The sequence below is a fragment of the Subtercola lobariae genome (assembly GCF_014640255.1).
GTDB classification, from domain to species: Bacteria; Actinomycetota; Actinomycetes; order Actinomycetales; family Microbacteriaceae; genus Subtercola; species Subtercola lobariae.
In genome coordinates this window covers 414,299-438,726 of sequence record NZ_BMGP01000001.1, presented here as the reverse complement: position 1 = coordinate 438,726, position 24,428 = coordinate 414,299, and the positions used below count along the sequence as shown (strand labels likewise).

The following is a 24,428-nucleotide window of genomic DNA, read 5'->3' as shown; positions in this document are numbered from 1 at the left end:
TTTCTCGAACCCCGCAGTTCGAGCGCATCGCGCATTTCCCGGAGCTCGTCAACGACGAGGATTTGGGATGACCGCCGCACCAGGCACAGACTCGAGCAGCCTGCTCGGGCTCGCCTCCGTCGCGCCTGCCGTGCCATCCGAAGTGGCAACCCGTAGCGCCCTCGCGTCCACCCCCGGCCTCCTCGCAGCCACCCCCGGCCTCCTCGCAGCCACCCCCGGCCTCCTCGCAGCCACCCTGAGCAGCACGCCGCCCAGCGCTCTCAGCACCGAGGCCGTACCGCCGGCCATCATCGCGGCCATGCGCCGCGCCATCGAACTGTCGCAGAACGGCCCAGCCTGGGGCATCAACCCTCAGGTCGGCTGCGTACTACTGAGCCCCGACGGCGAAACGCTCGCCGAGGGCTGGCACCGCGGCGCCGGCACCCCCCACGCCGAAGTGGATGCTCTGACGAACCTCGCCGCCATGACGCTGCCACCCGCCACCGACGCATCCGCATCCACCTGTACCGACGCCGCGCCGGCGGCCTCCACCACCCCCACGCCCGCGGCCGCCCGCGGCGCCATCGCCGTGGTCACCCTCGAGCCGTGCAACCACGTCGGCCGCACCGGGCCCTGCAGCCAAGCGCTCATCGCGGCGGGTATCGCCGAAGTGTACTTCGCCGTCAGTGACCCGGGCGCGAGTTCCGGTGGCGGCGCAGACACGCTCGCTGCAGCGGGAGTTCGGGTGCACAGCGGTGTTCTCGCCGACGAGGTGGAGCAGAGCATCCATTCGTGGCTCACAGCGACTCGAACCGGCCGCCCGTTCGTCACTGTGAAGTGGGCGTCGAGTCTCGACGGACGAGCGGCGGCAGCTGACGGCACGAGCCAATGGGTGACCGGTTCGGATGCCCGTGCCGACGTGCACGCCCGCCGCAGCCGCTCTGACGCCATTCTCGTCGGCACCGGAACCCTTGCTATCGACGACCCCAGCCTCACCGCACGAACCCCTGAGGGCACACTGCTGCCGCACCAGCCGGTTGCCGTCGTGATCGGAGAGCGGGGCATCCACCCCGGTGCAGCCGTTCTCGACCACCCCGAACCCGCCCTCGAGTTCCGCACGCACGACCTCCCCGCGGTGCTCGATGATCTCTTCGCGCGCGGATTTCGCTCAGCCTTCGTCGAAGGCGGCCCCACCCTGGCCAGTGCCCTGCTCGCAGCCGGCCTGGTCGACGAACTCGTGGTCTACGTTGCCCCCCTGCTGCTCGGTGGCCCGCGCACAGCTCTGACCGACCTCGGCATCACCTCGATGGTGGATGCTCGGCAGCTCGACTTCGTTTCGGTCGACCTGCTCGGGCCCGACCTGCGCCTCGTGGCGCGTCCGCGCCGGCGCGCGACCGACGTCACCACCACCACCAGCCGCGCCGTCACCGACGACCACACCGACGCCTCCAGCCGCGCCGCCACCGGCCGCGGTCTCGGTCTCGGTGAAGCAGCCGCCGCCACCTCACCACTCACCCTCGTCACACCGAAGGAGACACCCGATGTTCACCGGAATCATTGAAGAAAAAGGCGAAGTCATCGCCCTCGAACCCAGCGCCGACGTCATTCGGCTGACCCTGCGCGCCCCGCTCGCGGTCGTCGGGGCGAAACACGGCGACTCGATTTCGGTGAGCGGCGTCTGTCTCACCGTGGTCGACCAGTCTGCCGACGGGTTCACCGCCGACGTCATGCAGCAGACCCTCGACATGAGCACCATCGGCGCCCTCAAGCCGGGCGACAAGGTGAACCTCGAACGCGCCGCGCTCGTCGGCGACCGGCTCGGCGGCCACATCGTGCAGGGCCACATCGACGGAACCAGCACGGTTCTCGCGGTGACTCCGGGCGAGGCGTGGAGCGTTCTGCGCTTCAGTCTCAACCCCGAGCTGGCCGCGCTGGTGGTCGATAAGGGGTCGATCGCGGTGTCGGGAGTGTCGTTGACGGTGTCGAACGTCGATGGGGGGCACGGGCATCCACTCGCCGACAGCGTGCAGGCCGGCGGCCAGCACTGGTTCGAGGTCTCGCTCATTCCCGAAACCCTGGCCGCCACCACTCTCGGCACACTCGAGGTGGGCGACGTGGTCAACATCGAGACCGACATTCTGGCTCGGCACGTCGAACGGCTCTTGGCCGTTCGGGGCAGTGCAGCGGGTTACGAGGCCGGCTTGCAGAACGAAGTGAGGAACATCTGATGGCACTCTCGAGCATTCCCGAGGTTCTGGAGGCGTTGCGGGCCGGCAAACCCGTCATCGTGGCCGACGACGAGAACCGTGAAAACGAAGGCGACGCCATTCTGGCCGCCGAACTCGCCAGCCCCGAATGGATCGCCTGGATGGTGCGCCATACCTCCGGCTTTCTCTGCGCACCCATGACGACGGCGCGCGCCGCGGCGCTCGGCCTGCCGCCGATGGTCGTGCGAAACGAAGACTCCCTGCGCACGGCCTACACGATTACGGTCGACGCTTCGAGCGGCGTCACCACCGGAATCAGCGCCGCCGACCGCGCCTACACCTTGCGCGCGCTGGCAGACCCGTCGTCGACTCCGGCGAGCTTCATCCGGCCCGGGCACGTGCTGCCCGTGGTCGCGGTCGACGGCGGCGTCAGGCAACGCGCCGGCCACACCGAGGCCACCACAGATCTGCTGAAGCTGGCCGGGCTCACCCCGGTAGGCGTGATCGGCGAGATCGTGGCCGACGACGGTTCGATGGCGCGGATGCCCGGGCTCATCGCTCTCGGCGAGCGCGACGGTCTCGCGGTGACGACGATCGCCGCCCTCATCGAGTGGCTCGATGCGGCAGACGCCGCTGCGCCCGGCGCCACCGGCGCACCCACCGCCACAGCTTCGGCGCGGGCAGTGCCGCTCGCTGACGCTCCGGCCTTCGCCGCGGCCTCTGAGTCTCACGCGGAGCCCGCGGAGCGGGAGGTGGCCGCGGCCGGAGCAGGCGCTCCATCGCGCGCAACCGTAGCCGCCCCCGCCCCGGCCACCTGGGGCGGCGCAACCGCGCCCGGCATCGGCGACCGGGTGCAGTTTCAGGTCGAGACCGTCGTGCCGACCATCCACGGCGCCTTTCGGTTCAGGGCCTACCACGACCTCGTCACCGGCGCCGATCACCTGGCCGTCATCTCGGGCCAGCCGGCCCGCGAGGGCGCACTCGTGCGGGTGCACTCGGAGTGCCTCACCGGCGAAGCGTTCGGCTCGCTGAAGTGCGAGTGCGGCCCGCAGCTGCACGCGGCGCTCGACCTGATCGATGCCGAGGGCGGTGTCGTCATTTACCTGCGCGGGCAGGAGGGGCGCGGAATCGGCCTGATCAACAAACTCCGCGCCTACCGATTGCAAGAAGACGGGCTCGACACCTACGACGCGAACCTCGCGCTCGGCCTGGCCGTCGATTCGCGCGACTACACCGCCGCGGCCGCCATTCTCGACGACCTGCACATCGAATCGGTGCGTCTGCTCACCAACAACCCCGACAAGGTGCATCAGCTCGAACAGCACGGAATCACGATCGCCTCTCGCGAGCCGCTGATCGTGGGCCAGGGCGCCGCGAACGCGGCCTACCTCGACGCAAAACGCGACCGCATGGGCCACCTCTTCCCGGTGCGCGCCAGCTAGCCCCATGGATGCCCGGGGGAGCCCCGAGCGCAGCGACCGCCCGGCGCGACCTAGCCTCACCGCATCACCGCATCACCGCATCACCGCATCACCGCATCACCGACACCAGAGCACCACGCGCGCGCACCACCCCGCATCCCGCATCATCCCGCACCACACACCACCCACACCGAGAGGCAGATCGCATGAGCGGCGCCGGCACACCCACCACCACCCCACTCGACGGCAGCGGGCTCAGCGTCACCATCGTCGCCGGCCGCTGGCACGAAGAGATCACCAACGGCCTCCTCGCCGGCGCCCGCCGCGCCCTGGCCGAGGCGCACGTCGACGTCACCGAGATTCGCGTTCCCGGCAGCTTCGAGTTGCCCGTGGTCAGCCGCGCTGCCCTCGAAGCCGGCGCCGACGCCGTTGTGGCGCTCGGCGTCATCATTCGCGGCGGTACCCCGCACTTCGAATACGTCTCAGACGCCGCCACCAGCGGCCTCACTCAGGTCAGCGTTCTGACCGGAAAGCCGGTCGGGTTCGGCGTTCTGACCCTCGACGACGAAGCGCAGGGCCTCGACCGCGCCGGACTCCCCGACTCACGCGAAGACAAAGGCGCCGAGGCGGCCCAGGCTGCGGTCGCCACGGCGCTCGCGCTGCGGGCGCTGCGTTCCGGGCATCCACTCGCCGACTGACCGTCGAGGCTGCGCCGTCAGGGGTAGATAGTAGATGCAGGGTACTCTCGGCGCAGTACGTTCTGCCGTGCATCCATGTTGCCCCAAGCCGCGCACGATAGAAAGTAGTCATGACCACAGCACAACCTGCAGCGCGATCGGGCCGAGGTGCTCGTCGCGGGCGCGGTCGCGGGCGCGACCCAGAGGGCCCTCGCGCGAAGTTCAGCGACCTCTTGCCCTACCTCACCGAACACAAGAAGGTTCTGGCGCTGGTGATCGCGCTGAGCCTCGTGGGCGCCGCCGCAAGCCTTGCGCAGCCCCTGCTCGTCAGCCAGGTGATCACGCTCGTCGGTGCCGGCTCGAGCCTCAACGGGCTCGTCTGGCTGCTGGTGCTACTCGTCGTCGTTTCGGGTCTCATCAGCGGTTTTCAGCATTACCTACTGCAGCGCACCGGTGAAGGTGTGGTGCTCTCGTCTCGCCGTCAGTTGGTCAGACGGATGCTCAACCTCCCCATTCGCGAATTCGACACCCGGCGCACCGGCGACCTCGTTTCGCGCGTCGGCAGTGACACCACGCTGCTGCGCGCGGTACTGACGCAGGGGTTTGTCGACTCCATCGGCGGAGCCTTCGTTTTCATCGGCGCCCTGATCGCCATGCTCATCATCGACCCCGTGCTGCTCGGGCTGACCGTGCTCGTGGTCGGCATCTCGGTGGTCGTTGTCGTGCTGCTGTCGAGTCGAATCCGCACCGCCAGTCGTCAGGCGCAGGAGAAGGTCGGCGACCTCGCGGCGAGCGTCGAACGCGCCATCAGTGCGGTGCGCACCGTGCGGGCGGCGAACGCGACCGATCGCGAAGTCGAAGCCGTGGAGAAAGACGCCTACGGGGCTTACCTGATGGGCATCAAGGTCGCGAAAATCTCAGCGCTGGTGGTTCCGGTGGCGGGAATCGCGTTGCAAGTCGCGTTTCTCACCGTGATCGGCGTCGGCGGGTACCGAGTCGCGTCGGGCGCCATCACCATCGCCTCTCTGGTGTCGTTCATTCTGTTTCTCTTCATGATGGTCATGCCCTTGGGGCAGGCTTTCGGGGCGTTCACCTCGGTCAACTCGGCGCTGGGCGCACTCGGTCGCATACAGGAGATCATCGCTCTGCCGAGCGAGGGCCAGTTCGACCGGCAGGTAGCGCCACTGGCGACCAATGAGCAGCAAATCGCCGCCGCGGGCGGCGGCTCGGCAGCCGCAGCACTCGGCGACGGTACGGCCGGTGGCGGCGGCGCAGCGGGCAGCAGTAGCGCAGTGGGCAGCAGCGGCACAGCGGGCGCCGACGCCCGGGCCGCCATCGTGTCTGCGCCGATCGCGGTCGAATTCGTCGACGTGCAGTTCGCCTATGCCGAATCGGCGGCCCCCGGCGATGGTTCGCCCGACGCCGCAGGCCGGTTGAGCGGGCCTGGCACGGAGCTGTTGGCGGCCGGAGCGCCAGGCGGTGTGGATGCCGAACCGTCGGGCGCGGGCATCCTGAGCCAGACGGTGCTGCGTGGGGTGAGTTTCACCGTGCCACGAGGCAAGCGTGTTGCGCTCGTCGGGCCCTCGGGGGCCGGCAAGAGCACCATTCTGGCTCTCATCGAGCGGTTCTACGATCCGACCGCGGGGGCCATCAAAGTGGGCGGAATCGACGTGAAACAGCTCGACCGACGCGCCTTGCGCTCACAGATCGGCTACGTGGAGCAAGACGCGCCCGTTCTCGCCGGCAGCATCAGATCGAACCTGCTGCTGGCCTCGCCAGAGGCCACCGACGCTCAATGCGTCGATGTGCTGCGCGCGGTGAACCTGCTCGAGGTGCTCGAACGGTCGCCTCGTGGTCTGGACGCACCGGTAGGCGAAGAGGGTGTCATGCTGTCGGGCGGTGAGCGTCAGCGCTTAGCAATTGCCAGGGCATTGCTCGTGGCGCCGCCCATTCTGCTGCTCGACGAGTCGACGTCGAGCCTCGACGGGCTGAACGAGCAGATGCTGCGCGAGGCCATCGACGCGGTGGCCGAGAATCGCACGCTCATCGTCATCGCGCATCGGCTGTCTACCGTGGTCGACTCCGACCAGATCGTGGTGCTCGACCACGGCCGAGTGGTGGGCGTGGGCACGCACTCCGAACTCGTCGTCTCGACGCCGCTCTACCGCGAACTCGCGAAGCGTCAGCTGCTCGTCTAGCCCTCTGCCGCCCTCGACGTCAGCCGCAGCCGCGCGCGATCTGCGGTCAGCCGCAGCGACATCGTGAGCCTCCTCGACCGCGCGCGCCAGCCGGGCATCAGACCGCCGCGAGTTCGTGCTGAAGCTGTGCGGCACGAAGAGTATTGGCGAGCAGCATCGCTATGGTCATAGGCCCCACCCCGCCGGGCACGGGCGTGATCAGGCCGGCAACCTCGGCCACCCCTGCAAAGTCGACGTCGCCGCTCAGCCCCTCGGGCCCGCGATGAATGCCCACGTCGATCACGGTCGCGCCGGGCTTCACGAATTCGGCCGTGATCAGGCCCTTCACTCCAACGGCAGCCACGATGATGTCGGCACCCCGGCACACTTCTGCGAGGTTCTTCGTGCGCGAGTGCGCGATCGTCACGGTGGCATTGCGGTTCACCAGCAGTTGAGCCACCGGGCGCCCCACGAGCTCTGAGCGCCCGATGACCACAACGTTCGCACCCTCGATGGGCACCTCATACGAATCGAGCAATTCGATCACACCCGACGGCGTGCACGGTCGAAGCCCTGGCTTGTTCTGCGCCAGCAGACCAACGCTCATCGTCGTGAGCCCGTCAACGTCTTTCTCGAACGGAATCAACTCCACCAACGACGCCGCATCGAGGTGCTTCGGCACCGGCAACTGCAACAGGATGCCCGAAACCGAAGAATCGGCCGCCAACCCTTTGAGCAGCTCTTCGACCTCTGCCTGGCTGGCATCGTCGGCCAGATGCTGGTGCAGATCTGCCATTCCCGCCGCCACCGACGACTTGCGCTTGCTCGCGACGTACACCTCGGAGGCGGGGTCGCCGCCCACCAACACCGTGGCCAGCCCCGGTTGTATGCCTGTAGCGGCATGAAAGGCCGCGACCTCGGTTTTCAGACCTTCGCGAACCCGCGCCGCCACGGCTTTGCCGTCGATAATGCCTGCGGTCATCTACTTCTCCCTCACAATTCTCACGACTCGCGCACTGTGCCCAGAAGCCGTGAACGTCACGCTGTGGTCTACAAGATGGTGGTGGAATTGCCGAATGTCATCACACGGTCTTCACAGTGCCACTGCACAGCACGAGCCAGCACACTTCGCTCTACCTCGGCGCCCCGGCGCTCCAGCTCCGCCACGCTCTCTCGGTGCGACACCCGCACCACATCTTGTTCGATGATCGGCCCCTCGTCGAGATTGGCCGTGGCGTAGTGCGCCGTCGCCCCGATGAGCTTCACACCGCGTTCTTTCGCCTTGAGGTACGGGCCCGCCCCGGCGAAGGCCGGCAGAAAGGAGTGGTGAATGTTGATGACCGGGCAGCCGACGGAGTTCAAGAACTCGGCCGAGAGAATCTGCATATACCGCGCCATGACCACCAGATCGGCCTTGCCTTGCAACAGTTCGAGTTGCTGGGCCTCAGCTTCGGCCTTCGTGGCTTTCGAGATGGGAATGTGAATGAACGGAATACCGAAGCTCGCCACATCGGCCTCGAGGTCGGGGTGGTTCGAGATGACCTGCGTGATGTTCATGTCGAGGTCGCCGCGCTTGTTGCGCCAGAGCAACTCGAGCAGACAGTGATCGTACTTCGACACCATGATGGTGACGCGCTTCGGCGTGGCCGCGCTCGTGAAGGTGTAGGTCATGTCGAACCGCTTGCCCACCTGCTCGGCGAAGTCGCGATCGAGTTCGGCAAGCACCTGCGCCAGCCCTTCGCGGTGAAATACGGTGCGCTGAAAGAACTCCCCCGCCTCGGAGTCGGTCGAGAACTGCCCGAGCTCGACGATGTTCGCACGATGCTCGGCCAGAAATCCTGCGACGGCCGCGACGATTCCCGGCTGGTCGGCGCAATGAATCGTCAGACGCCCAATGTCGCTCTGCGGCACCTCAGCATCGGTGTTTGCGAAACGCAGTGCGGGTTCGGGAGCCATCGAAGCAACTTTCTTTCACGACAGATCAGAAACTACTACGCTAACGGGTTTTCAGCCGGCCACTGCCCAGAGCGCCACCGCGCTGGCCGCGGCCACGTTGAGGGAGTCGATTCCGTGGGCCATCGGGATGCTCAGCACGGTGTCGGCCGCGGCAAGAGCTTCTGGCGTGAGCCCGTCGCCTTCGGCACCGAGCACCAGGGCCAAACGCTCCGGCCGGGCATCCTGAGCCACGAAGTCGCGCAGCGAAACGGCGTCGGGCGTGAGCGCCAAAGCGGCGATGTGAAAGCCGGCGGCGTGCAGTTGGGGGGCGAGCGCGTTCCATTCGCCGACTCTGCTCCACGGGGTCTGCAACACGGTGCCCATGCTCACCCGAATGGCGCGGCGGTAGAACGGGTCAGAGCAGCGTGGGGTGACCAACACCGCGTCGGCTCCGATGGCGCCGACCGAACGGAAGATCGCCCCGACGTTCGTCGGGTCGGCCACGTTCTCGAGCACTACCACCAGGCGCGCCTCGCGAATCAGATCGGCCGGGTCGGCGAGCGCGGGCCGGTTCAGCGAGGCGATGATTCCGCGATGGAGAATATAGCCTGTCAACTCGGCGAGCAGCTCGCCCGGGCCCACGAAAATGGGCACCGTGTCGGCCCAAGGGCCGAGTGCGGCCCGGGCGTCGTCGACCGAACCGCCGAGGGCGAGCACAGAGCGCGGCACGTGGCCGGCGCGCACGGCCCGCTCGAGCACCAGCGCAGACTCGGCGAGGTAGAGGCCGTGCTCAGAGCCGCGGGCCTTGCGCAGTGCGACGTCGGTCTGGTGCGCATAGTCGGCCAGTCGCGGGTCGCTGAGGTCGGTGACGTCGATCACCGTGCTCGCGGTGTTCACCCGCCTGGCACCCGTCGCGACAGTCACGCTGTGCGCGCTGTTCGCAGCGCTCGCGTCGGGCGCACCGGTAGCGTCGGGCGTACCGCTAGCGTCGCTCACGCGAGGGTACCGGAACGAACGGTGCTCACGCGAAGGGGTCTGGCGTGAGCGTGTACTTGGTTTCGAGGTACTCGTGAATGCCTTCAAGGCCGCCCTCGCGGCCTACGCCCGACTGTTTCACTCCGCCGAACGGCGCCGCCGCGTTGGAGACGACCCCCACGTTCAGGCCCATCATTCCGGTTTCGAGGCGGTCGATCATCCGCTGCCCTCTGGCGAAGTCTTCGGTGAACACATAACTGACGAGGCCGAACTCGGTGTCGTTCGCGATTCGAACGGCGTCGTCTTCGGTTTCGAACGGAACGATGCTCACCACCGGGCCGAAGATCTCTTCGCGCAGAATCTCGCTGCCCGCCCGCACATCGGTGAGAACAGTGGGCTCATAGAAGGTTCCGGCGCGGTCGATGGGCGATCCGCCGACAAGAAGTGTCGCACCGCGCGAAACGGCGTCATCGACAAGATGCGATGCCTTCGACACCGCCTTTTCGTTGATCAGGGGCCCGATGGTCACGCCCTCGTCGGTTCCGCGGCCCACTCTGAACTCGTTGACGCGCGCCGTCACTCGTGTCGCGAACTCTGCGGCCACCGACTCATGCACAATGAAACGGTTCGCCGCCGTGCAGGCTTGCCCGATGTTGCGAAACTTTGCCAGCATCGCGCCGTCGACAGCCTTGTCGAGGTCGGCGTCGCCGAACACCACGAACGGGGCGTTGCCGCCCAACTCCATCGACGTGCGCAGAACGTTCTCGGCCGCCTGCTTCATCAGTCGGCGACCCACCGGAGTCGAGCCGGTGAAACTCAACTTACGCAGGCGCGGGTCGGCGATGATCGGCTCAGAGACTCCGGCCGAATCGGTGGTGGTGATGACGTTCACCACTCCGGCCGGCAATCCGGCCTCGGCGAGCAGCGACACGAGGTACATGGTCGTCAGCGGGGTCAACTCGGCCGGCTTGATGACAACCGTGCACCCTGCCGCAAGAGCAGGAGCCAGCTTGCGCGTGGCCATGGCGAGCGGAAAGTTCCACGGCGTGATGAGGTAGCACGGCCCCACGGGTCGCTGCGACACGATCATGCGGCCAGTACCCTCGGGGTTGCTGCCGTATCGGCCAGAAATGCGCACGGCCTCTTCGCTGAACCAGCGCAGAAACTCACCGCCGTAGGCGATTTCGCCGTACGCCTCCGCGAGCGGCTTGCCCATTTCGAGCGTCATCAGCAATGCAACCTCGTCACGACGCTGCTGCAGCAGGTCGAAGGCTCGCCGCAAGATCTCGGCCCGCACCCGCGGCGGGGTCGAGGCCCACCCGGGTGCCGCTTCGACCGCGGCGTCGAGAGCCGCCCGACCGTCGGCAGGCGAACCGTCTGCCACGGTCTTGATACTCAGGCCCGTCGAGGGATCGAACACATCGAACGTAGCCTCGCCGGTCGCCGGTCGCCACTCGCCAGCGATGAAGAGCCCCGACGGCGCAGCTTCGAGCAGGTCGGATTCGGTTGGAACAGTCATTCTCAGGCATCTCCGTCTATGGTCGATTCGTGAAGCGAGTCTGTCGCATCTCCGAGCCCCGAAACGCGTACTCGTGCACCCGGCTCCCGGTCGGAGCCGTCGCCATCGACACCACCTGCGCCCGCGCACTGATTCGCGCCCGTGCCCTCGTCGCCCTCGTCGCCCTCGAAGTCGTGCGATGAAATGAGTTCTGCGCCGGCATGAGCGAGTTCGGCGAGCGCGGCCTCACTCGATGACGCATCGACCCCGGCGACGAGATCGGTGATCACGCGAACGGTGCGCCCGTGTTCGATGGCATCGAGCGCAGACGCGCGCACGCAGTAATCGGTGGCGAGCCCCACCACATCGATCTCGGTGACGGCGTGCTCGTCGAGCAGCTGATGCACCGAACTGCCCTCTTCGGTGGTGCCTTCGTAGATCGAATACGCCGGCACGCCCTGGCCTTTGCGCACGTGAAAGTCGATGCTCTCCGCCGTCAGATCGTCGTGATACTCCGCCCCCGCGGTGCCGGCGACACAGTGAATGGGCCAGGTATTCACGAAGTCGGGCGCCGAGCCGTCGAGAGCAAAATGGCCGCCGTTGTCGTTGTCAGGGTCGTGCCAGTCACGCGAGGCGATGATGAGCTCGTACTCGTGTGGGTGCTCGGCAATCAGTTTCGAGATACCCGCCGCCACGGCGCCCCCGCCAGCCACAGCAAGCGCACCGCCCTCGGTGAAGTCGTTCTGAACGTCGATGATGAACAGTGCCTTTTTCATCGTTTCGCTCCTCGCCTTGCTACTACCGATTCTAATTGTTCGAGAGGGCGTTACCGCAGTTGTAGATGCCCACCGTCAGGCTGTCGAGTGCCTCACGCCCCGCGTCGAGAGTGCTGTTGAGCGAGAAAAAGGCGAACGTCAACGTGGTGCCATCTTTCGCATGAACCACGCCGGCGAGGGTGTTCGCCGTGTCGATCGACCCGGTTTTCGCAATCACCTTGCCGTTGACGACAGAGTTCGCCCCCGTGAACCGATACGAGAGCGTTCCGGTCTGGTCGGCGACAGGCAGCCCGTCGAGAATCACCCCGAGATTACCGACCCGGGCGTTGATCTTGTCGAACAGCGTCGTCAGAAAATCGGCCGAAACGGCGTCGTCATTGCTCAGCCCCGAACCGTCGACGATGACCAAGTTGCTCACGTCGAGCCCGTAGTTGTCGTGCAGCGCAGACGTGATCGCCTTTTGCAGTGAGCTGAACGAGCTGCCGTCGCCCAGCTTGATGGCGGTGAGCCGCGCAAGCATCTCGGCTTCGGTGTTGTCAGAGCGCAGAATCGCCTCTTGCACCATCGTCGACACGGGCGCCGACTGAACGACGCCGAGCGTGATCGCCCCCGGCAGAGCGGTTCCGGCCACCAGCTGCGCCCCCGAGGCAACCGACCCGAGCGAACTCTTGAATGCCTCACCCGCGCGGCTCACCGGGTCGGCGCTTCGCGGCGAGGTGTCTGCGTTCGGATCGGCGCGATCGCCGTCGACCATGAGCGCTGTCACTTCTGCGGTAGAGCCTTCGGTCTGCTCGATCCGATCCCACGACGACTGCCAGTTGTCTCCCGAGAACAGCGAACTGTCGAGCACGATGGTCGAAATCGGTACGCCCGCGTTCGCCGGGTTCGCCGCCCAGGCAGCCTTGACCTGAGTGGCCAGGTCGCCCATGGTCGCCGTGTTGTTGTAGATGTTCGATGAGCCGCTCGACAGCGTCACGTCTCCACCGCCGACGAGCACAACGGTTCCCGGAGCCGACCCGGCCACCACGGTCGTCGACACGCGATAGTCGGGCCCGAGCACGGCGAGCGCCGCCGACGACGTGAGAATCTTCATCACGCTCGCTGTGCGCGAATAGACGTCTCCGCTTCGATCGAACAGCACCTCACCGGTGTCTGCCTGACGAACGGTGCCCTGAAAAGTCGCCAACCCTGCCGCGGTGGCCAAATCGTTCACCGAGCAGGTACGAACGATGCTCGCACCCGAGGCCGAGACGGGTTGAGGCCGCCGAGTCGCAACGGGTTCGGTAGAGATGGGCCCGAGGGTGGGCGTCGGCGATGCCGTCGCTGCGACAGCCGAGGTGCTCGCCGACGCAACGACCGCTCCCGAACCGAGAGAGCCGAGCGCCAGAACCCCGAAGGCTACCCACGCACCCGCGACGAGCCAGCCGCGACGAGGTCGTCGATGCGAAGGGGCGTGGTCGGGCATCCGGTCAATTTACCATTCGAAGCTGGCAGCAGAAGTGCCCGCAGCACCCCGTCATTCGTTCGGGTACGTCAGCCCGATGTGGTGACGCACCTCGTCGAGCACGCCCATAATGGCAACCGACTGGTCGAGGGGCATCAGCGGGCTGACCCGCTCGCCCGACGTGATGAGCCGCTCGAATTCGAACGCCTGGTACTGCATGCCTCGTGAGGTCACCGGATGCTCGTACCGCTCGATCACGTCGCCGTCTGAGGTGATGACGCGAAACGTCGTGGGCGCGTACCACGTGCGGTCGATCTCGATGCGGGCCTCGGTTCCGAGCACCGTCGCCTCATTGCGGCCAACCGTGTCGAGCGCGAAGTGCGACACCGACTGGCGGCCGCCCTCATGCTCGAGCACCACCACGGTCTGCCGGTCGACGCCCGTCGCGGTGGGACTCGACGACGCCTGAACGCGCGTGGGCAGGCCCAGAATGTCGACGGCGAACGACAGCGGGTAGATACCCAGGTCGAGCAACGCCCCGCCACCGAGTTCAGGGTTGTTGATGCGATGCGCCGGGTCGGTCGGCAGACGCTGATTGTGGTCTGCGACGACCGTGCGCACATCGCCGAGCGTGCCGGCCGCAATGATTTCGCGAATGCGAACCATGTGGGGCAAAAAACGCGTCCACATGGCTTCGAGAACCACCACGTCGTGAGCGACTGCCTCGTCGGCGAGGGTTTGTGCCTCACGCTCGTTCACGGTGAAGGCCTTCTCGACGAGCACGTGCTTGCCGGCGCGAATCGCCAGCAGCGCGTTCTCGGCGTGCATCGGATGCGGCGTGGCCACGTAGATCGCGTCGACCTCAGGGTCGGCGGCGAGCGCCTCATAGCTGCCGTGAGCGGTGGGGTTGCCGAACCGGCCGGCGAATTCTCGTGCCGACTGCTCGGTGCGGGAGCCGACGGCGGTGACGGTGAAGCCGTTCGCAATCAGGTCGCTGGTGAACGCCGAAGCGATTCCTCCGGTGCCCAGAATTCCCCATCTAATGTCGCTCACGTCGCGCCTTTCTCAGTGCGGGGTTCGGCTGGCTCACCAGCAATCGTGCACGCATCACCAATCGTGCATGGTGCCGTCGAGCAGCCGGTTGACCGGCAAATATGCCTGCACGTAAGGATAGGCTGCGGCGGCATCCTCATCGAGCGAAACCCCCAGCCCCGGCGTCTCGCCCGGGTGCAGCAGGCCGTTCTCGAACGTATAGCTCGTGTGGAATACGTCGAGCGCGGCTGCGCTGTGCTTCATGTACTCCTGAATGCCGAAGTTGTGAATCGCCAAGCCGAGGTGCAGCGCGGCCGCCTGGCCGACGGGCGAGATGTCGGTGGGCCCATGAAAGCCCGACTTGATCTGGTAGATGGCCGCGAAATCCATCAGCTTCTTCATCGCGGTGATTCCACCGGTGTGCGTCACCGCCGAGCGAACGTAGTCGATCAACTGGTTCGTGATGAGGTACTGGTAGTCCCACACCGTGTTGAAGATCTCACCGATGGCGAGCGGGGTGGTGGTGTGCTGGCGAACGAGTTTCAGGGCATCCTGATTCTCTGCCGGCGTGCAGTCTTCGAGCCAGAACAGGTCGAACTCTTCGAGCGACTTGCCGAGTTTCGCAGCCTGAATGGGCGTCATGCGGTGGTGGCCGTCGTGCAGCAGCGGCAGCTCGGGGCCGTACTTCGAGCGAACCGCCTCGAAGACCGTCGGCAGGTGTCGCAGGTACGCCCGGGTATCCCATTGCTCTTCGCTCGGCACTCCCAGCGGCTGGGCCGGCTCGTAGTCGTAGCGCACCGTGCCTGCTGTGCCCGCACCGCCGCTCGAGGCGACGCCGTACACCGAACCCAGGCCCGGGATGCCTGTCTGCACCCTGATCGCCCGGTACCCCAACTCGAGGTGCTCATCGATCGAGTCGTAGATCGCGGGGAGGTCTGCTCCACTCGCGTGACCGTACGCCAAGCAGCCGATTCGGCTGGCCCCGCCGAGCAATTGATACAGCGGCACCCCGGCCAGCTTCGCCTTGATGTCCCACAGCGCCATGTCGACCGCGGCGATGGCTGCCATCGTGACAGGGCCCCTGCGCCAATACGCCCCACGGTAGAGGTACTGCCACGTGTCTTCGATGTTCTGCGGGTCTCGACCGATGAGCGTGGGCACCACGTGCTCGCTCAGGTAGGTGGCGACCGCGAGCTCGCGCCCGTTGAGCGTGGCATCGCCGAGACCGGTCACGCCGTCGCTCGTCGTGATCTTCAGAGTGACGAAGTTGCGGCCCGGGCTGGTGACGATGACGGTAGCGCTTTCGATCTTCATGATGCTCCATTTGGTAGGATGTTTACGAGATCAATGGTAATAGTAGGATGTTCGCAGGTCAACCGACCCGAGAGGATGAGCTCATGCCCCCCGCAGCACGTACCCGCGGCCAGGAAGTGTCTCAGCGCCTGCTGAACGACATTCGCTCGGGCGCCTTCGCCGTCGGCGCCAAGCTGCCCCCCGAACGTGAACTCATGGTGCGATATGCCGTGGGCCGCAACACGCTGCGCGAAGCCGTACAGGGGTTGGCGGCGCTCGGCCTCGTGTCAGTCAGAGCCGGATCGGGAACCACCGTCTTGGAGCCCGACGGCACCCCCGCCATCGCGCACAGCGTGGCGACGACCACGTTCGCAGATCGGGCGGTCGACGATTTGCTCGAGTTTCGGCTGCTGCTCGAACCCGATGCGGCCGCGAAGGCGGCTGAACGGGCATCCACTGCCGATCATTCCGCCCTGCGCCAGGCGCTGGCCGACTATCAGGGGGCAGCGCGCGAGCGGTCGGAGCGTCGCGCCGACATCTACGACCTCGATGTGGCGTTTCATCGCACGGTGGCGGTCGCGGCGCACAACGCCGTCTACCTCAGCGTCATCGACACCACCGCACAGCTTCTGCGCGGCGCCATGCGCGAGGCCGATCGCAGTGAGGGCGACATCTCACTGGCAGCCGAGGAGCACGCGATGATCGCGCACCACATACTGCTCGGAGATGCCGCAGCCGCGAAGTCGGCGATGGCCGAGCACATCGCTGCGGGTCATGCCCGCCGGCTGAGCGCGGTGCCCAAAAAACAGGGCCGCCTATCAGAATCGAACTGATGACCTATTCATTACGAGTGAATCGCTCTACCGACTGAGCTAAGGCGGCCTGGCCGATGGTAGCCATCGACACAGCAAGCAAGCCTATATGAGAGTGTGAAGCTCACGAAACGAGTTGGCGAGCAGAACGGGCATCGAGAGGCTCTCGGCACTCTCTGCCCAGCAGCCCCACGAATGCCGCATGGCGGCGAGGGCGACCTGGGTAGTGAGCGAGGCGCGGTCGTGAATGAGTGCCTGATCAGGTTTTTCTTTGCCTTTGGCGTGCGCCCGGGCATCCATCGCCAACCGCTGTTCGACGATCGCGGTGAGTTCGACCTCGAATTCACGCATTCTGCTAATTCGCTGAATCAACAAATGCGGCGACTTATGGATGACCTGCTTACGCAATTGGTGCAATTCGAAGTCTTCGGTGTCGGGCACCGACACCACGAGCATGATGTCGCGCAGGCCATCGAGAACTGACGCGCCGGGGCCGGCCGCGAGAAACTCGTCGACGAGCTCGTCTGGCAGTGATGTCAGATGCGACTCGCCGAGTACCGCCGACTCTTTCGAGTCGAAATAGTTGAAGAAAGTGCGCGGAGAGATGTCGGCGCGGCGGCTGATGTCGTCGACGGTGACGTTCTCCAGCCCCTTTTCGTGACTCAGTTCGAGCACGGCGAACTGTATGGCGCGGCTGGTCGCCTGGCGCTTGCGCTCGCGCAGCCCCGGTTCGGCCGCTGCGACGGGAGAAATGGTAGTGGACACCCTGCAATTATTGCAGACTGCGCAATTTTGCACACCCCTTGAGCACGAACTGACAGGTCAGCTCGTGCACTTCGGGTCAGTACTCGGCACCGCACCGGTCAAGAAGTACGCATCTACCAGGGCTTTGACGCAATTCGACGAGTTGTAGGCCGTGTGCCCCTCACCGACGAACGTGATGAGTTGTGCACTTTCGAGCTGTTTCGCCACCGACTGGGCGTCTGCGTACGGCGTCGCCGGGTCGTCGGTGGTGCCGACGACGAGAATCGGTTTCGCGCCTGGCGCACTGACGGGAGCCGGCGTGCGCGTCGCAGGTACGGGCCACGCGGCGCAGCCGATGTCACCATACGTCCACCACGGGCCGAAGGTGGGAGACGCGGCAACCAGTTCGGCGTTCTGGCTGGCGATCGTCGCCGGGTCGGTCACAGCCGGGTAGTCGAGGCAGTTGATGGCCGTGAACGCCTCGGTCTGATTGTTCTGATAGCTGCCATCTGAGTTGCGCCCGTTGTATGCGTCAGCCAAGTTGAAGGCGAGGTCTGCGTCACCCTTCTTCACCTGGGCGATCATCTGCGAGAGGTACGGCCAGCTGTCTTTGCTGTAGAGCGGGTAGAAGATCGCTGTGAGCAGTGACGATGAACCCAGCTTGCGGCCGTCGCTCGCGGTGATGGGGCTCTGATCCACCGCCTTCAGAAGCGTCTGCACCTGTTGCGAAGCATTGTCGACCGTTCCAGAGAACGGGCAATCAGACCCACTGAGGCAGTCGGCAAGGTACGCGCGCATCGCCCCTTCGAATCCCTTCGCCTGCCCGATGGTCGAATCGAATCCGGTCGACGTGGGGTCGACCACGCCATCGAGCACGAGCCGGTTCACTTTGGTGGGAAAGAGGTTCGCGTATTCGCTGCCGATGAACGTGCCGTACGAGTAGCCGAGGTAATTGAGCCCGGTGTCGCCGACGGATGCTCGGAGAGCGTCAAGGTCACGAACCGTGCTCTCGGTGTCGACGTGACCGAGCAGTGCACCCGTCTTCTGCTCACAGCCGGCGCCGAACGCCGAGGCGCTGGCCTGCGACGCGGCGAGCCATTCGGCAGAACCTCGAGTGCCCGGAATGATGTCGTAGAGGTAGGCATCCATCTGCTTCGGAGTCACACACGAAACCGCTGACGACGATCCAACACCGCGCGGGTCGAAAGCCACCACGTCGTATTGCTTCTGCAGTTCAGGAGCCACTGCGAAATTGACGTTGTCTTTCACGAAGTCGACAGCCGAGACGCCGGGGCCGCCGGGGTTCACGAAGAGGGTGCCGAGCCGTGTGCCGCCGCCCGTGGCGGGCTGCTTGATGAGCGCAAGCGAAATGGTCTGGCCTGAGGGGTCGCTCCAGTCGAGCGGAACCGTCGCGGTGGCGCACTCAAACGAGCCGTTACAGCTCGTCCACTGCAGCGACTGATCGTAGAACGGCTGAAGTGCCGCGTCGACCTTCTCGCCCGTGGGAGTCGATGCGCCGGCACTCTGCCCCGAGGTGGCCCCGCTGCCCGAACCGAACCAGGTCGAGCATCCGGAGAGCACCAGTGCCGCGGCGACCGCAACGGCGACGACACCGAGTGCCCTGCCGCGCCGAGCACCTCGTCGAGGCCCGCGGGGGCTCTGCTCGGCAGCGTTTCGCGGGCTTCGCCCTGGGCGGAGAACAGTCACAGTGTTGCCTTTCGCTGTGGTGACGCGACGGTGACTAGCATGGCCTCAAGCGCCAGCGCCGGAGTCACATTTCGCGATATTCTCAGCCTCGCCGCAGCAATCGCATCCATGACTGCCAGGGTTTCGGCAGGTTCAGACGTGCGAGCCAGCTGCTCGAGCCTGCCTTCGATAGCGAGATTGATCGGTTCGAGGTGCGAGCCCAGCTGAATCAGCAGCACGTCACGGTAGAGCGACAGCAGGTCGACCAGAATGCGATCGATTCCGTCGCGCAAGCTGCGGGTCGAGCGCCGCTTCTGGTCGTCTTCGAGAGCCTTGACCTGTGACCGCAGACCCATCGGCACGGCCTGACCTGGTTCGACGCCGAGGGTACGCAGCGTCGATTCGCGTTCTTCTGCGTCGCGCTCTTCGGTGATGGCATCGGCGTCGTCTTTGGCCAGGTCGAGCAGCCGGGCAGCCGCCAGCACCGCTTCTGGAACAGAGTGGATGCCCAGGGCGATGTTCAGCGTCTCATCTCTTCTGGCGCGAGCGTCTTCGTTCGTGGCCAGGCGATGTGCCATGCCGATGTGGCTCTGCGCCTCGCGCGCCGCGCGCTCGGCCGTTTCGCGGTCGACGCCGTCGCGTCGTTCGAGCAGCTGGGCGACATCGCCGGCGCTTGGCACCCGCAGACGAACCGAGCGCACCCTCGAGCGCACGGTGGGCAGCAGATCTGCCTCGCTCGGCGCGCAGAGAATCCAGACCGTGCGCTCGGGCGGCTCTTCGAGGGCCTTCAGCAGCACGTTCGAGGTGCGCTCGACCATGCGGTCGGCGTCTTCGATGACCATGACGCGGTAGCGCGAAACAGAGGGAGAGAACTGCGAGCTCGTGACGAGCGTGCGCACCTCGTCGATGGAGATGATGACACGATCGGTGGTGAGCACGGCAAGATCAGGATGGGTTCGGGCCGCGACCTGTCGGCAGTCGGGGCAGACGCCGCAGCCGCCGTTGCGGCAGAGCAATGCAGATGCGAAGGCGTAGGCGAGGTTGGAACGGCCGGAGCCGGGTGGGCCGGTGATGAGCCAGGAGTGAGTCATAGCGCCCGCGTGCGGCGCAGTGGGGGCTGCTGGCGTTGTCGGCGCCGCGGCACCGCTCGCGGCCGCGCGGAAGAGCGCGATGGCCTCGGGCTGGCCGGTCAGTTCATCCCACACGCTCATACTGACAACCTACCGGGCGGCACCGACACCGCGGCACGCTCGATGAGCGGCACGCGCAATGCCACCCGGGTGCTAGGCGAGTCGTCAGTCGCGGCGAAGCAGCGGTTCGAGGCGAGCCTGAACCTGAGTCGCGATCTCGTCGGGGCTGAGTGTTCCGTCGACCACAACGAACCGCTCGGGGTCGGCCGCCGCGATGTCGAGAAACGCCTGGCGCACGCGCTGGTGAAAGTCGTTCTCCTCGGCTTCGAGTCGATCGAACCGCTTGTGATCGCTGTCGAGTCGCGCGCGCGCCGCCTTCTCGTCGAGATCGATCAGTACGGTCAAATCGGGCACGAGATTCTCGGTCGCCCACTCTGAGAGCGAACGAATATCGTCGGCGCCGAGCACACGACCGCTGCCCTGATAGGCGACTGACGAATCGATGTACCGATCTTGAATCACGATTTCGCCGCGGTGGAGCGCTGGGCGCACCTTCGTTGCAATGTGCTGGGCACGATCTGCCGCATACAGCAGCGCTTCGGCGCGCGGCGTGATGAATCCGCGACTGTGCAGCACGATTTCGCGCACTTCCACGCCGAACTCGGTGCCGCCCGGTTCGCGAGTGCGCATGACGGTGTGCCCGCCATCAACCAGCCACCGCTCGAGCAGTGCTGCCTGAGTCGACTTTCCTGAACCGTCGCCGCCCTCGAACGTGACGAACAGGCCACGGTCGAGGGCATCCTGAACCGTGGCCTCGGTATCACTCACGCACGACTCACTTCTTCGGTGCGGCCTTTCGTGCGGGTGCTTTGCGGGCAGGAGCCTTTCGGGCCGCCGCCGCTCGCGGCTTCGCCGGGCCCTTCGCTCGTTTGTCAGCCAGCATCTGAACGGCGCGAGCGAAATCGATCTCTTCGATGGTTTCGGCCTTCGGAATGGTGGCATTTGTGATGCCGTCAGTCACGTACGCGCCGAATCGCCCATCTTTGATCTTGATGGCCTTGCCGCTTTCGGGGTCTGGCTCGTCGAAGTCTTTCAGGGCACTGGATGCCCGGCGAGCGCCATACTTCGGCTGGGCGAACAGCTCTAGAGCACCGGGCAGATCGATATCGAAGATCAGGTCTTCGTTTTCGAGTGAACGGGTGTCGGTGCCGCGCTTGAGGTACGGCCCGAACTTTCCGTTCTGGGCGGTGATCGGCTCTTTCAGCTCAGGGTCTTCGCCCACTGTGCGCGGCAGATCGAGTAGCCGCAGGGCAGTTTCGAGGTCGATCGCGGCGAGATCCATCGTCTTGAACAGCGAAGCTGTGCGGGGTTTGGGCGCGGCCGCCGCTTTTGCCGGCTTCTTGGCCGCCGGCTTTTTCGCGGCTGTCTTCTTAGCCGCTGTCGTGGTCGTCGTCGACCCGCCCGAGGCCGCGGCAGCGACTTCGTCGACCTTCGGCTCGGCGAGAAGGGCGGCCGCCGCCTCGGCGAGGGCGAGAGTTGCCTCCATATCGACCACCGGTTCGGGCTCGAGTTCGGTGACGTAGGGGCCGAAACGGCCGTCTTTCGCCACGATGTTCTTGCCGTTCGCCGGATTGACGCCGATCACACGATCGGTGACGATGGGCGCGTCGATCAGTTCTTGCGCCTTCGCGAGAGTGAGCTCGTCGGGCGCCAACTCCGGCGGAATGTTCACTCGCCGTGGAGTCTCGACTTCACCCGTGGCAGGGTTGGCGGCCTCGGTGTCGGTGACCTCGAGGTAAGGCCCGTACTTGCCGATGCGCAGGGTTATCTCGTCAGAGAGCGGAATCGAGTTGATGGCACGGGCATCGATGTCACCGAGATTGTCGATGACATCACGCAGGCCTTTGTGACCCTCGTTACCGAAATAGAAGCCGTTCAGCCAGTCGACACGATCTTCTTCGCCGTCGGCGATCTTGTCGAGGTCTGACTCGAGTTCGGCCGTGAATTCATAGTTCACCAGTTCGGCGAAATACTCTTCGAGCAGCCGCACGACCGAGAAGGCAATCCAGTTGGGCACGAGCGCCTGACCACGCGGCGTTACGTAGCCTCGGTCGATGATCGTCGAGATGATCGAGGCGTAGGTCGACGGCCGGCCGATGCCGAGCTCATCGAGGGTCTTCACCAGGCTCGCTTCGGTGTAACGCGGTGGCGGGCTCGTCTCGTGCCCAGCCGCGTCGACCGTGATGGCCTTCAGCGCCTGACCTGCCGTGAGCGGAGGCAGTTTCGATTCCGTCGGCTCGGTGGCGGCGTTGCGTTCTTCGTCTTGACTCTCTTCGTAGGCGAGCATGAAGCCGCGAAAAGTGATCACGGTGCCGCTGGCCGAGAATTCAGCGGTCGTGGCGTCGGTGATGCCCGCCACGGGCGTGGGGCCGGCGGTGATGGTCACAGAGGCCGTCGAACCCTTGGCGTCTGCCATCTGCGAGGCGACCGTGCGCTTCCAGATGAGTTCGTAGAGCTTGAAGTCGTTGCCGCGAAGCACGCTCGCCACCTGCGAAGGCGTGCGGAACGTCTCGCCGGCCGGCCGAACGGCCTCGTGCGCCTCCTGGGCGTTTTTACCCTTGCCCGAGTACAGGCGCGGCTTGTCAGGTACGGTCTCTGCTCCGTACAACGCGCGGGCCTGGGTGCGAGCGGCGTTCAGCGCTTGCTGCGACAACGATGGCGAGTCGGTTCGCATATAAGTGATGTAGCCGTTTTCGTAGAGCGACTGCGCCACGCTCATCGTCTGGCGCGCTGAGAACCTCAGCTTACGAGCGGCCTCCTGCTGCAACGTCGAGGTGGTGAACGGCGCCGCCGGGCGACGCGTGTAGGGCTTCGACTCGACGCTGGCGACGTGGATGTTCACGCTCGGGCTCGCGAGCGCATCGGCCAGTGACGTTGCCTGCGTTTCACTCAGCAGCGTGGCCTTGCTCTTCAGGGCGCCTGACTCATCGAAGTCGCGCCCGGTGGCGATTCGCTCGCCGTTCAGCCGAACGAGCCTGGCGCCGAACTGCACCGTCGCGGCGTCTGAGGCGGTGGCCTTGTCGGCCAGAACTGCGTTCAGATCCCAATAACTCGCCGCGGTGAAGGCGAGTCGCTCGCGTTCACGCTCGACCACCAGACGGGTTGCAGCAGACTGCACCCGACCCGCAGAGAGACCCGGGCCCACCTTGCGCCAGAGCACAGGCGAAACCTCATAGCCGTACAGCCGATCGAGAATACGGCGAGTCTCTTGTGCGTCAACGAGTGCCTCGTCGATGTCGCGTGTGTTGTCTCTGGCGTGTTCGATCGCCTCTTTGGTGATCTCGTGAAAGACCATACGGCGCACCGGAACTTTGGGCTTCAGCACTTCGAGCAGGTGCCAGGCGATAGCTTCGCCTTCGCGGTCTTCATCAGTTGCGAGGTAGAGCTCGTCGGCCCCGGCTAGTGCGCGCTTCAGCTCAGCGACGGTTTTCTTCTTGGCGTCAGACACGACGTAGTAGGGGGCGAAGCCGTTCTCGACATCGACCGAGAACTTGCCGAGCGAGCCCTTTTTCAGCTCGGGCGGAAGGTTTTTAGGCTCGACGAGGTCTCGAATGTGGCCGACCGAGGCGTGTACCTCGTAGCCATCGCCCAAGTATTGGGCGATGGATTTCACCTTGGTAGGCGACTCGACGATGACGAGCTTTCTCGGGCCAGACACGGGCGCTCCTAGAAACACGATTGTGGGGTGTGGGTTTACTGAAAGACCCGTGGGCCTATCAGGCACACCATACACACCTTGAGCCGTGCAATGCCTAATTGCGGCTTGGCATCGGCTCAGGGTGGCGGGGTGTCGAGGCCGTTCTCGGGCGGTGGCCCCGCGCGTGCGAGAGCCCCGACCTCGAAGCCGAGCACGGATCGAGAAACACGCACGGTGACGATCGCCCCCACCACGTCGCACGAGTCGAGCGAGGCCCCACCGAGCGCCGCGGCCGTCGCGGCGCGATCACACGGGTAGCCGCCGACCGAGCCCGAGGCGACGTCGGCTGCGGCCAACGCGGCCGATTCGGCAGTGGATTCAACGGTGTGTTTCACGCCAAGCGCCGCGGCGAGCGTCAGCAGGAGTGCGGTGACGCCCAGCACTGCGCCGATGAGGGCCAGGGCCAGCACCGAGCCAGAGCCTCGGTCGTCGCGGAACAGGCTGCGGTGTCGAAACAGGCTGCCGCGTGTCTCGAGCACCAACGCGCGCTCATCCCAGCCGGTAGGCGCCCGACTGGTGAATGTGCGCATCACTTGCCACCCGCCAGCGCGCACGACCGAGCAGAGACGCTGAGGCCGGTGGCCGAGAACCCGCCCAAAGCAATGGGGGCCGAGACACTCGCGCACACGAAATCGCCATCGGTCGAGCTCGAGAACTCGTGCGCACCGAGCAAAGTCGACACCCGGGCGTCTGCATCCGCAGACGATTCTGCTCTGCCGAGACTGCGCGCCGCGATGGAGGCCGCATCGACGACGCGCAGCTGCAAGGCGCTGGCTTGAATCGCACCGAGGGCGAGAATCAGCACCACACCAACTGCGGGCAGTGCTGCCGCGAATTCCGCCGTGACCGTTCCCCTCTCATCTGCGAGGGTTCTCACCCAGCACG

20 protein-coding genes, 1 tRNA gene and 1 pseudogene are annotated in these 24,428 nt (G+C 65.7%); 6 read left to right on the top strand and 16 right to left on the bottom strand.

Features of this window, described 5'->3' with window-relative positions; all coding sequences use genetic code 11:
* Positions 1-298 precede the first annotated feature (298 nt).
* From ribD to IEX24_RS02070, 5 genes are all read left to right on the top strand, one after another.
* Complete coding sequence (gene ribD, locus IEX24_RS02090) at positions 299-1,540, top strand: bifunctional diaminohydroxyphosphoribosylaminopyrimidine deaminase/5-amino-6-(5-phosphoribosylamino)uracil reductase RibD (RefSeq protein ID WP_188674214.1); 1,242 nt, start codon at positions 299-301, stop codon at positions 1,538-1,540.
* Positions 1,521-2,207, top strand: a complete 687-nt coding sequence (locus IEX24_RS02085) for a riboflavin synthase (protein ID WP_188672913.1) — start codon at positions 1,521-1,523, stop codon at positions 2,205-2,207. Before ribD ends, IEX24_RS02085 begins: the two co-directional genes overlap by 20 nt.
* The gene (gene ribA, locus IEX24_RS02080) at positions 2,207-3,628 is read left to right on the top strand and encodes a GTP cyclohydrolase II (RefSeq protein ID WP_188672910.1); all 1,422 of its coding nucleotides are present in this window, start codon (positions 2,207-2,209) and stop codon (positions 3,626-3,628) included. Before IEX24_RS02085 ends, ribA begins: the two co-directional genes overlap by 1 nt.
* 185 nt (positions 3,629-3,813) lie before the next feature.
* Positions 3,814-4,305 (top strand): 6,7-dimethyl-8-ribityllumazine synthase, encoded by a 492-nt coding sequence (gene ribH / locus IEX24_RS02075; RefSeq protein ID WP_188672907.1) that lies wholly within the window; start codon positions 3,814-3,816, stop codon positions 4,303-4,305.
* Between the two features lie 110 nt (positions 4,306-4,415).
* On the top strand, positions 4,416-6,482 hold the full coding sequence (locus IEX24_RS02070) for an ABC transporter ATP-binding protein (RefSeq protein ID WP_188672904.1): 2,067 nt from the start codon (positions 4,416-4,418) through the stop codon (positions 6,480-6,482).
* Between the two features lie 97 nt (positions 6,483-6,579).
* On the opposite strand, the gene folD is transcribed toward IEX24_RS02070, so the two are convergent.
* The 8 genes and pseudogenes from folD to manD form a co-directional block, all read right to left on the bottom strand.
* Positions 6,580-7,443 carry a bifunctional methylenetetrahydrofolate dehydrogenase/methenyltetrahydrofolate cyclohydrolase FolD gene (gene folD, locus IEX24_RS02065; RefSeq protein WP_188672901.1) on the bottom strand — a complete coding sequence of 288 codons (864 nt, stop codon included), beginning with the start codon at positions 7,441-7,443 and terminating at the stop codon, positions 6,580-6,582.
* A 68-nt stretch (positions 7,444-7,511) separates the two neighbouring features.
* Positions 7,512-8,417: a formyltetrahydrofolate deformylase gene (gene purU / locus IEX24_RS02060; protein ID WP_188672898.1), complete on the bottom strand. Its 906-nt coding sequence runs from the start codon at positions 8,415-8,417 to the stop codon at positions 7,512-7,514.
* Positions 8,418-8,468: 51 nt separating this feature from the next.
* Positions 8,469-9,275, bottom strand: a complete 807-nt coding sequence (locus IEX24_RS02055; RefSeq protein WP_188674211.1) for a TrmH family RNA methyltransferase — start codon at positions 9,273-9,275, stop codon at positions 8,469-8,471.
* A gap of 142 nt (positions 9,276-9,417) precedes the next feature.
* Positions 9,418-10,890: an NAD-dependent succinate-semialdehyde dehydrogenase gene (locus tag IEX24_RS02050; RefSeq protein WP_188672895.1), complete on the bottom strand. Its 1,473-nt coding sequence runs from the start codon at positions 10,888-10,890 to the stop codon at positions 9,418-9,420.
* A gap of 182 nt (positions 10,891-11,072) precedes the next feature.
* Positions 11,073-11,645, bottom strand: a pseudogene (locus IEX24_RS02045) (isochorismatase family protein); the annotation flags it as partial.
* A 31-nt stretch (positions 11,646-11,676) separates the two neighbouring features.
* Positions 11,677-13,110: a D-alanyl-D-alanine carboxypeptidase/D-alanyl-D-alanine endopeptidase gene (gene dacB / locus IEX24_RS02040; RefSeq protein WP_188672889.1), complete on the bottom strand. Its 1,434-nt coding sequence runs from the start codon at positions 13,108-13,110 to the stop codon at positions 11,677-11,679.
* Between the two features lie 51 nt (positions 13,111-13,161).
* Complete coding sequence (locus tag IEX24_RS02035) at positions 13,162-14,142, bottom strand: Gfo/Idh/MocA family protein (protein WP_188672885.1); 981 nt, start codon at positions 14,140-14,142, stop codon at positions 13,162-13,164.
* A gap of 54 nt (positions 14,143-14,196) precedes the next feature.
* On the bottom strand, positions 14,197-15,435 hold the full coding sequence (gene manD / locus IEX24_RS02030) for a D-mannonate dehydratase ManD (RefSeq protein WP_188672882.1): 1,239 nt from the start codon (positions 15,433-15,435) through the stop codon (positions 14,197-14,199).
* A gap of 83 nt (positions 15,436-15,518) precedes the next feature.
* Here manD and IEX24_RS02025 point away from each other — a divergent pair, with 83 nt between their 5' ends.
* Positions 15,519-16,247, top strand: a complete 729-nt coding sequence (locus IEX24_RS02025; protein ID WP_188672878.1) for a FadR/GntR family transcriptional regulator — start codon at positions 15,519-15,521, stop codon at positions 16,245-16,247.
* Here the strand turns inward: IEX24_RS02025 and IEX24_RS02020 are convergent.
* From IEX24_RS02020 to IEX24_RS01985, 8 genes are all read right to left on the bottom strand, one after another.
* Positions 16,224-16,296: transfer RNA gene (locus tag IEX24_RS02020), tRNA-Thr, on the bottom strand. The genes IEX24_RS02025 and IEX24_RS02020 overlap by 24 nt on opposite strands.
* Before the next feature lie 35 nt (positions 16,297-16,331).
* Positions 16,332-16,991: a TetR/AcrR family transcriptional regulator gene (locus IEX24_RS02015; RefSeq protein ID WP_203585955.1), complete on the bottom strand. Its 660-nt coding sequence runs from the start codon at positions 16,989-16,991 to the stop codon at positions 16,332-16,334.
* Between the two features lie 57 nt (positions 16,992-17,048).
* Positions 17,049-18,677, bottom strand: coding sequence for an alpha/beta hydrolase (locus IEX24_RS02010; protein ID WP_188672875.1), 1,629 nt, complete (start codon positions 18,675-18,677; stop codon positions 17,049-17,051).
* Positions 18,674-19,867 carry a DNA polymerase III subunit delta' gene (locus tag IEX24_RS02005; protein ID WP_188672872.1) on the bottom strand — a complete coding sequence of 398 codons (1,194 nt, stop codon included), beginning with the start codon at positions 19,865-19,867 and terminating at the stop codon, positions 18,674-18,676. The genes IEX24_RS02010 and IEX24_RS02005 overlap by 4 nt, the downstream gene beginning before the upstream one ends.
* An 84-nt stretch (positions 19,868-19,951) precedes the next feature.
* Positions 19,952-20,614, bottom strand: coding sequence for a dTMP kinase (gene tmk / locus IEX24_RS02000; protein WP_188672869.1), 663 nt, complete (start codon positions 20,612-20,614; stop codon positions 19,952-19,954).
* Positions 20,615-20,621: 7 nt separating this feature from the next.
* Positions 20,622-23,504 carry a type I DNA topoisomerase gene (gene topA / locus IEX24_RS01995; RefSeq protein ID WP_188672866.1) on the bottom strand — a complete coding sequence of 961 codons (2,883 nt, stop codon included), beginning with the start codon at positions 23,502-23,504 and terminating at the stop codon, positions 20,622-20,624.
* A 116-nt stretch (positions 23,505-23,620) separates the two neighbouring features.
* Positions 23,621-24,073: an Rv3654c family TadE-like protein gene (locus tag IEX24_RS01990; RefSeq protein WP_188672863.1), complete on the bottom strand. Its 453-nt coding sequence runs from the start codon at positions 24,071-24,073 to the stop codon at positions 23,621-23,623.
* Positions 24,073-24,420 (bottom strand): TadE family type IV pilus minor pilin, encoded by a 348-nt coding sequence (locus IEX24_RS01985; protein WP_188672860.1) that lies wholly within the window; start codon positions 24,418-24,420, stop codon positions 24,073-24,075. Before IEX24_RS01985 ends, IEX24_RS01990 begins: the two co-directional genes overlap by 1 nt.
* Positions 24,421-24,428 lie beyond the last annotated feature (8 nt).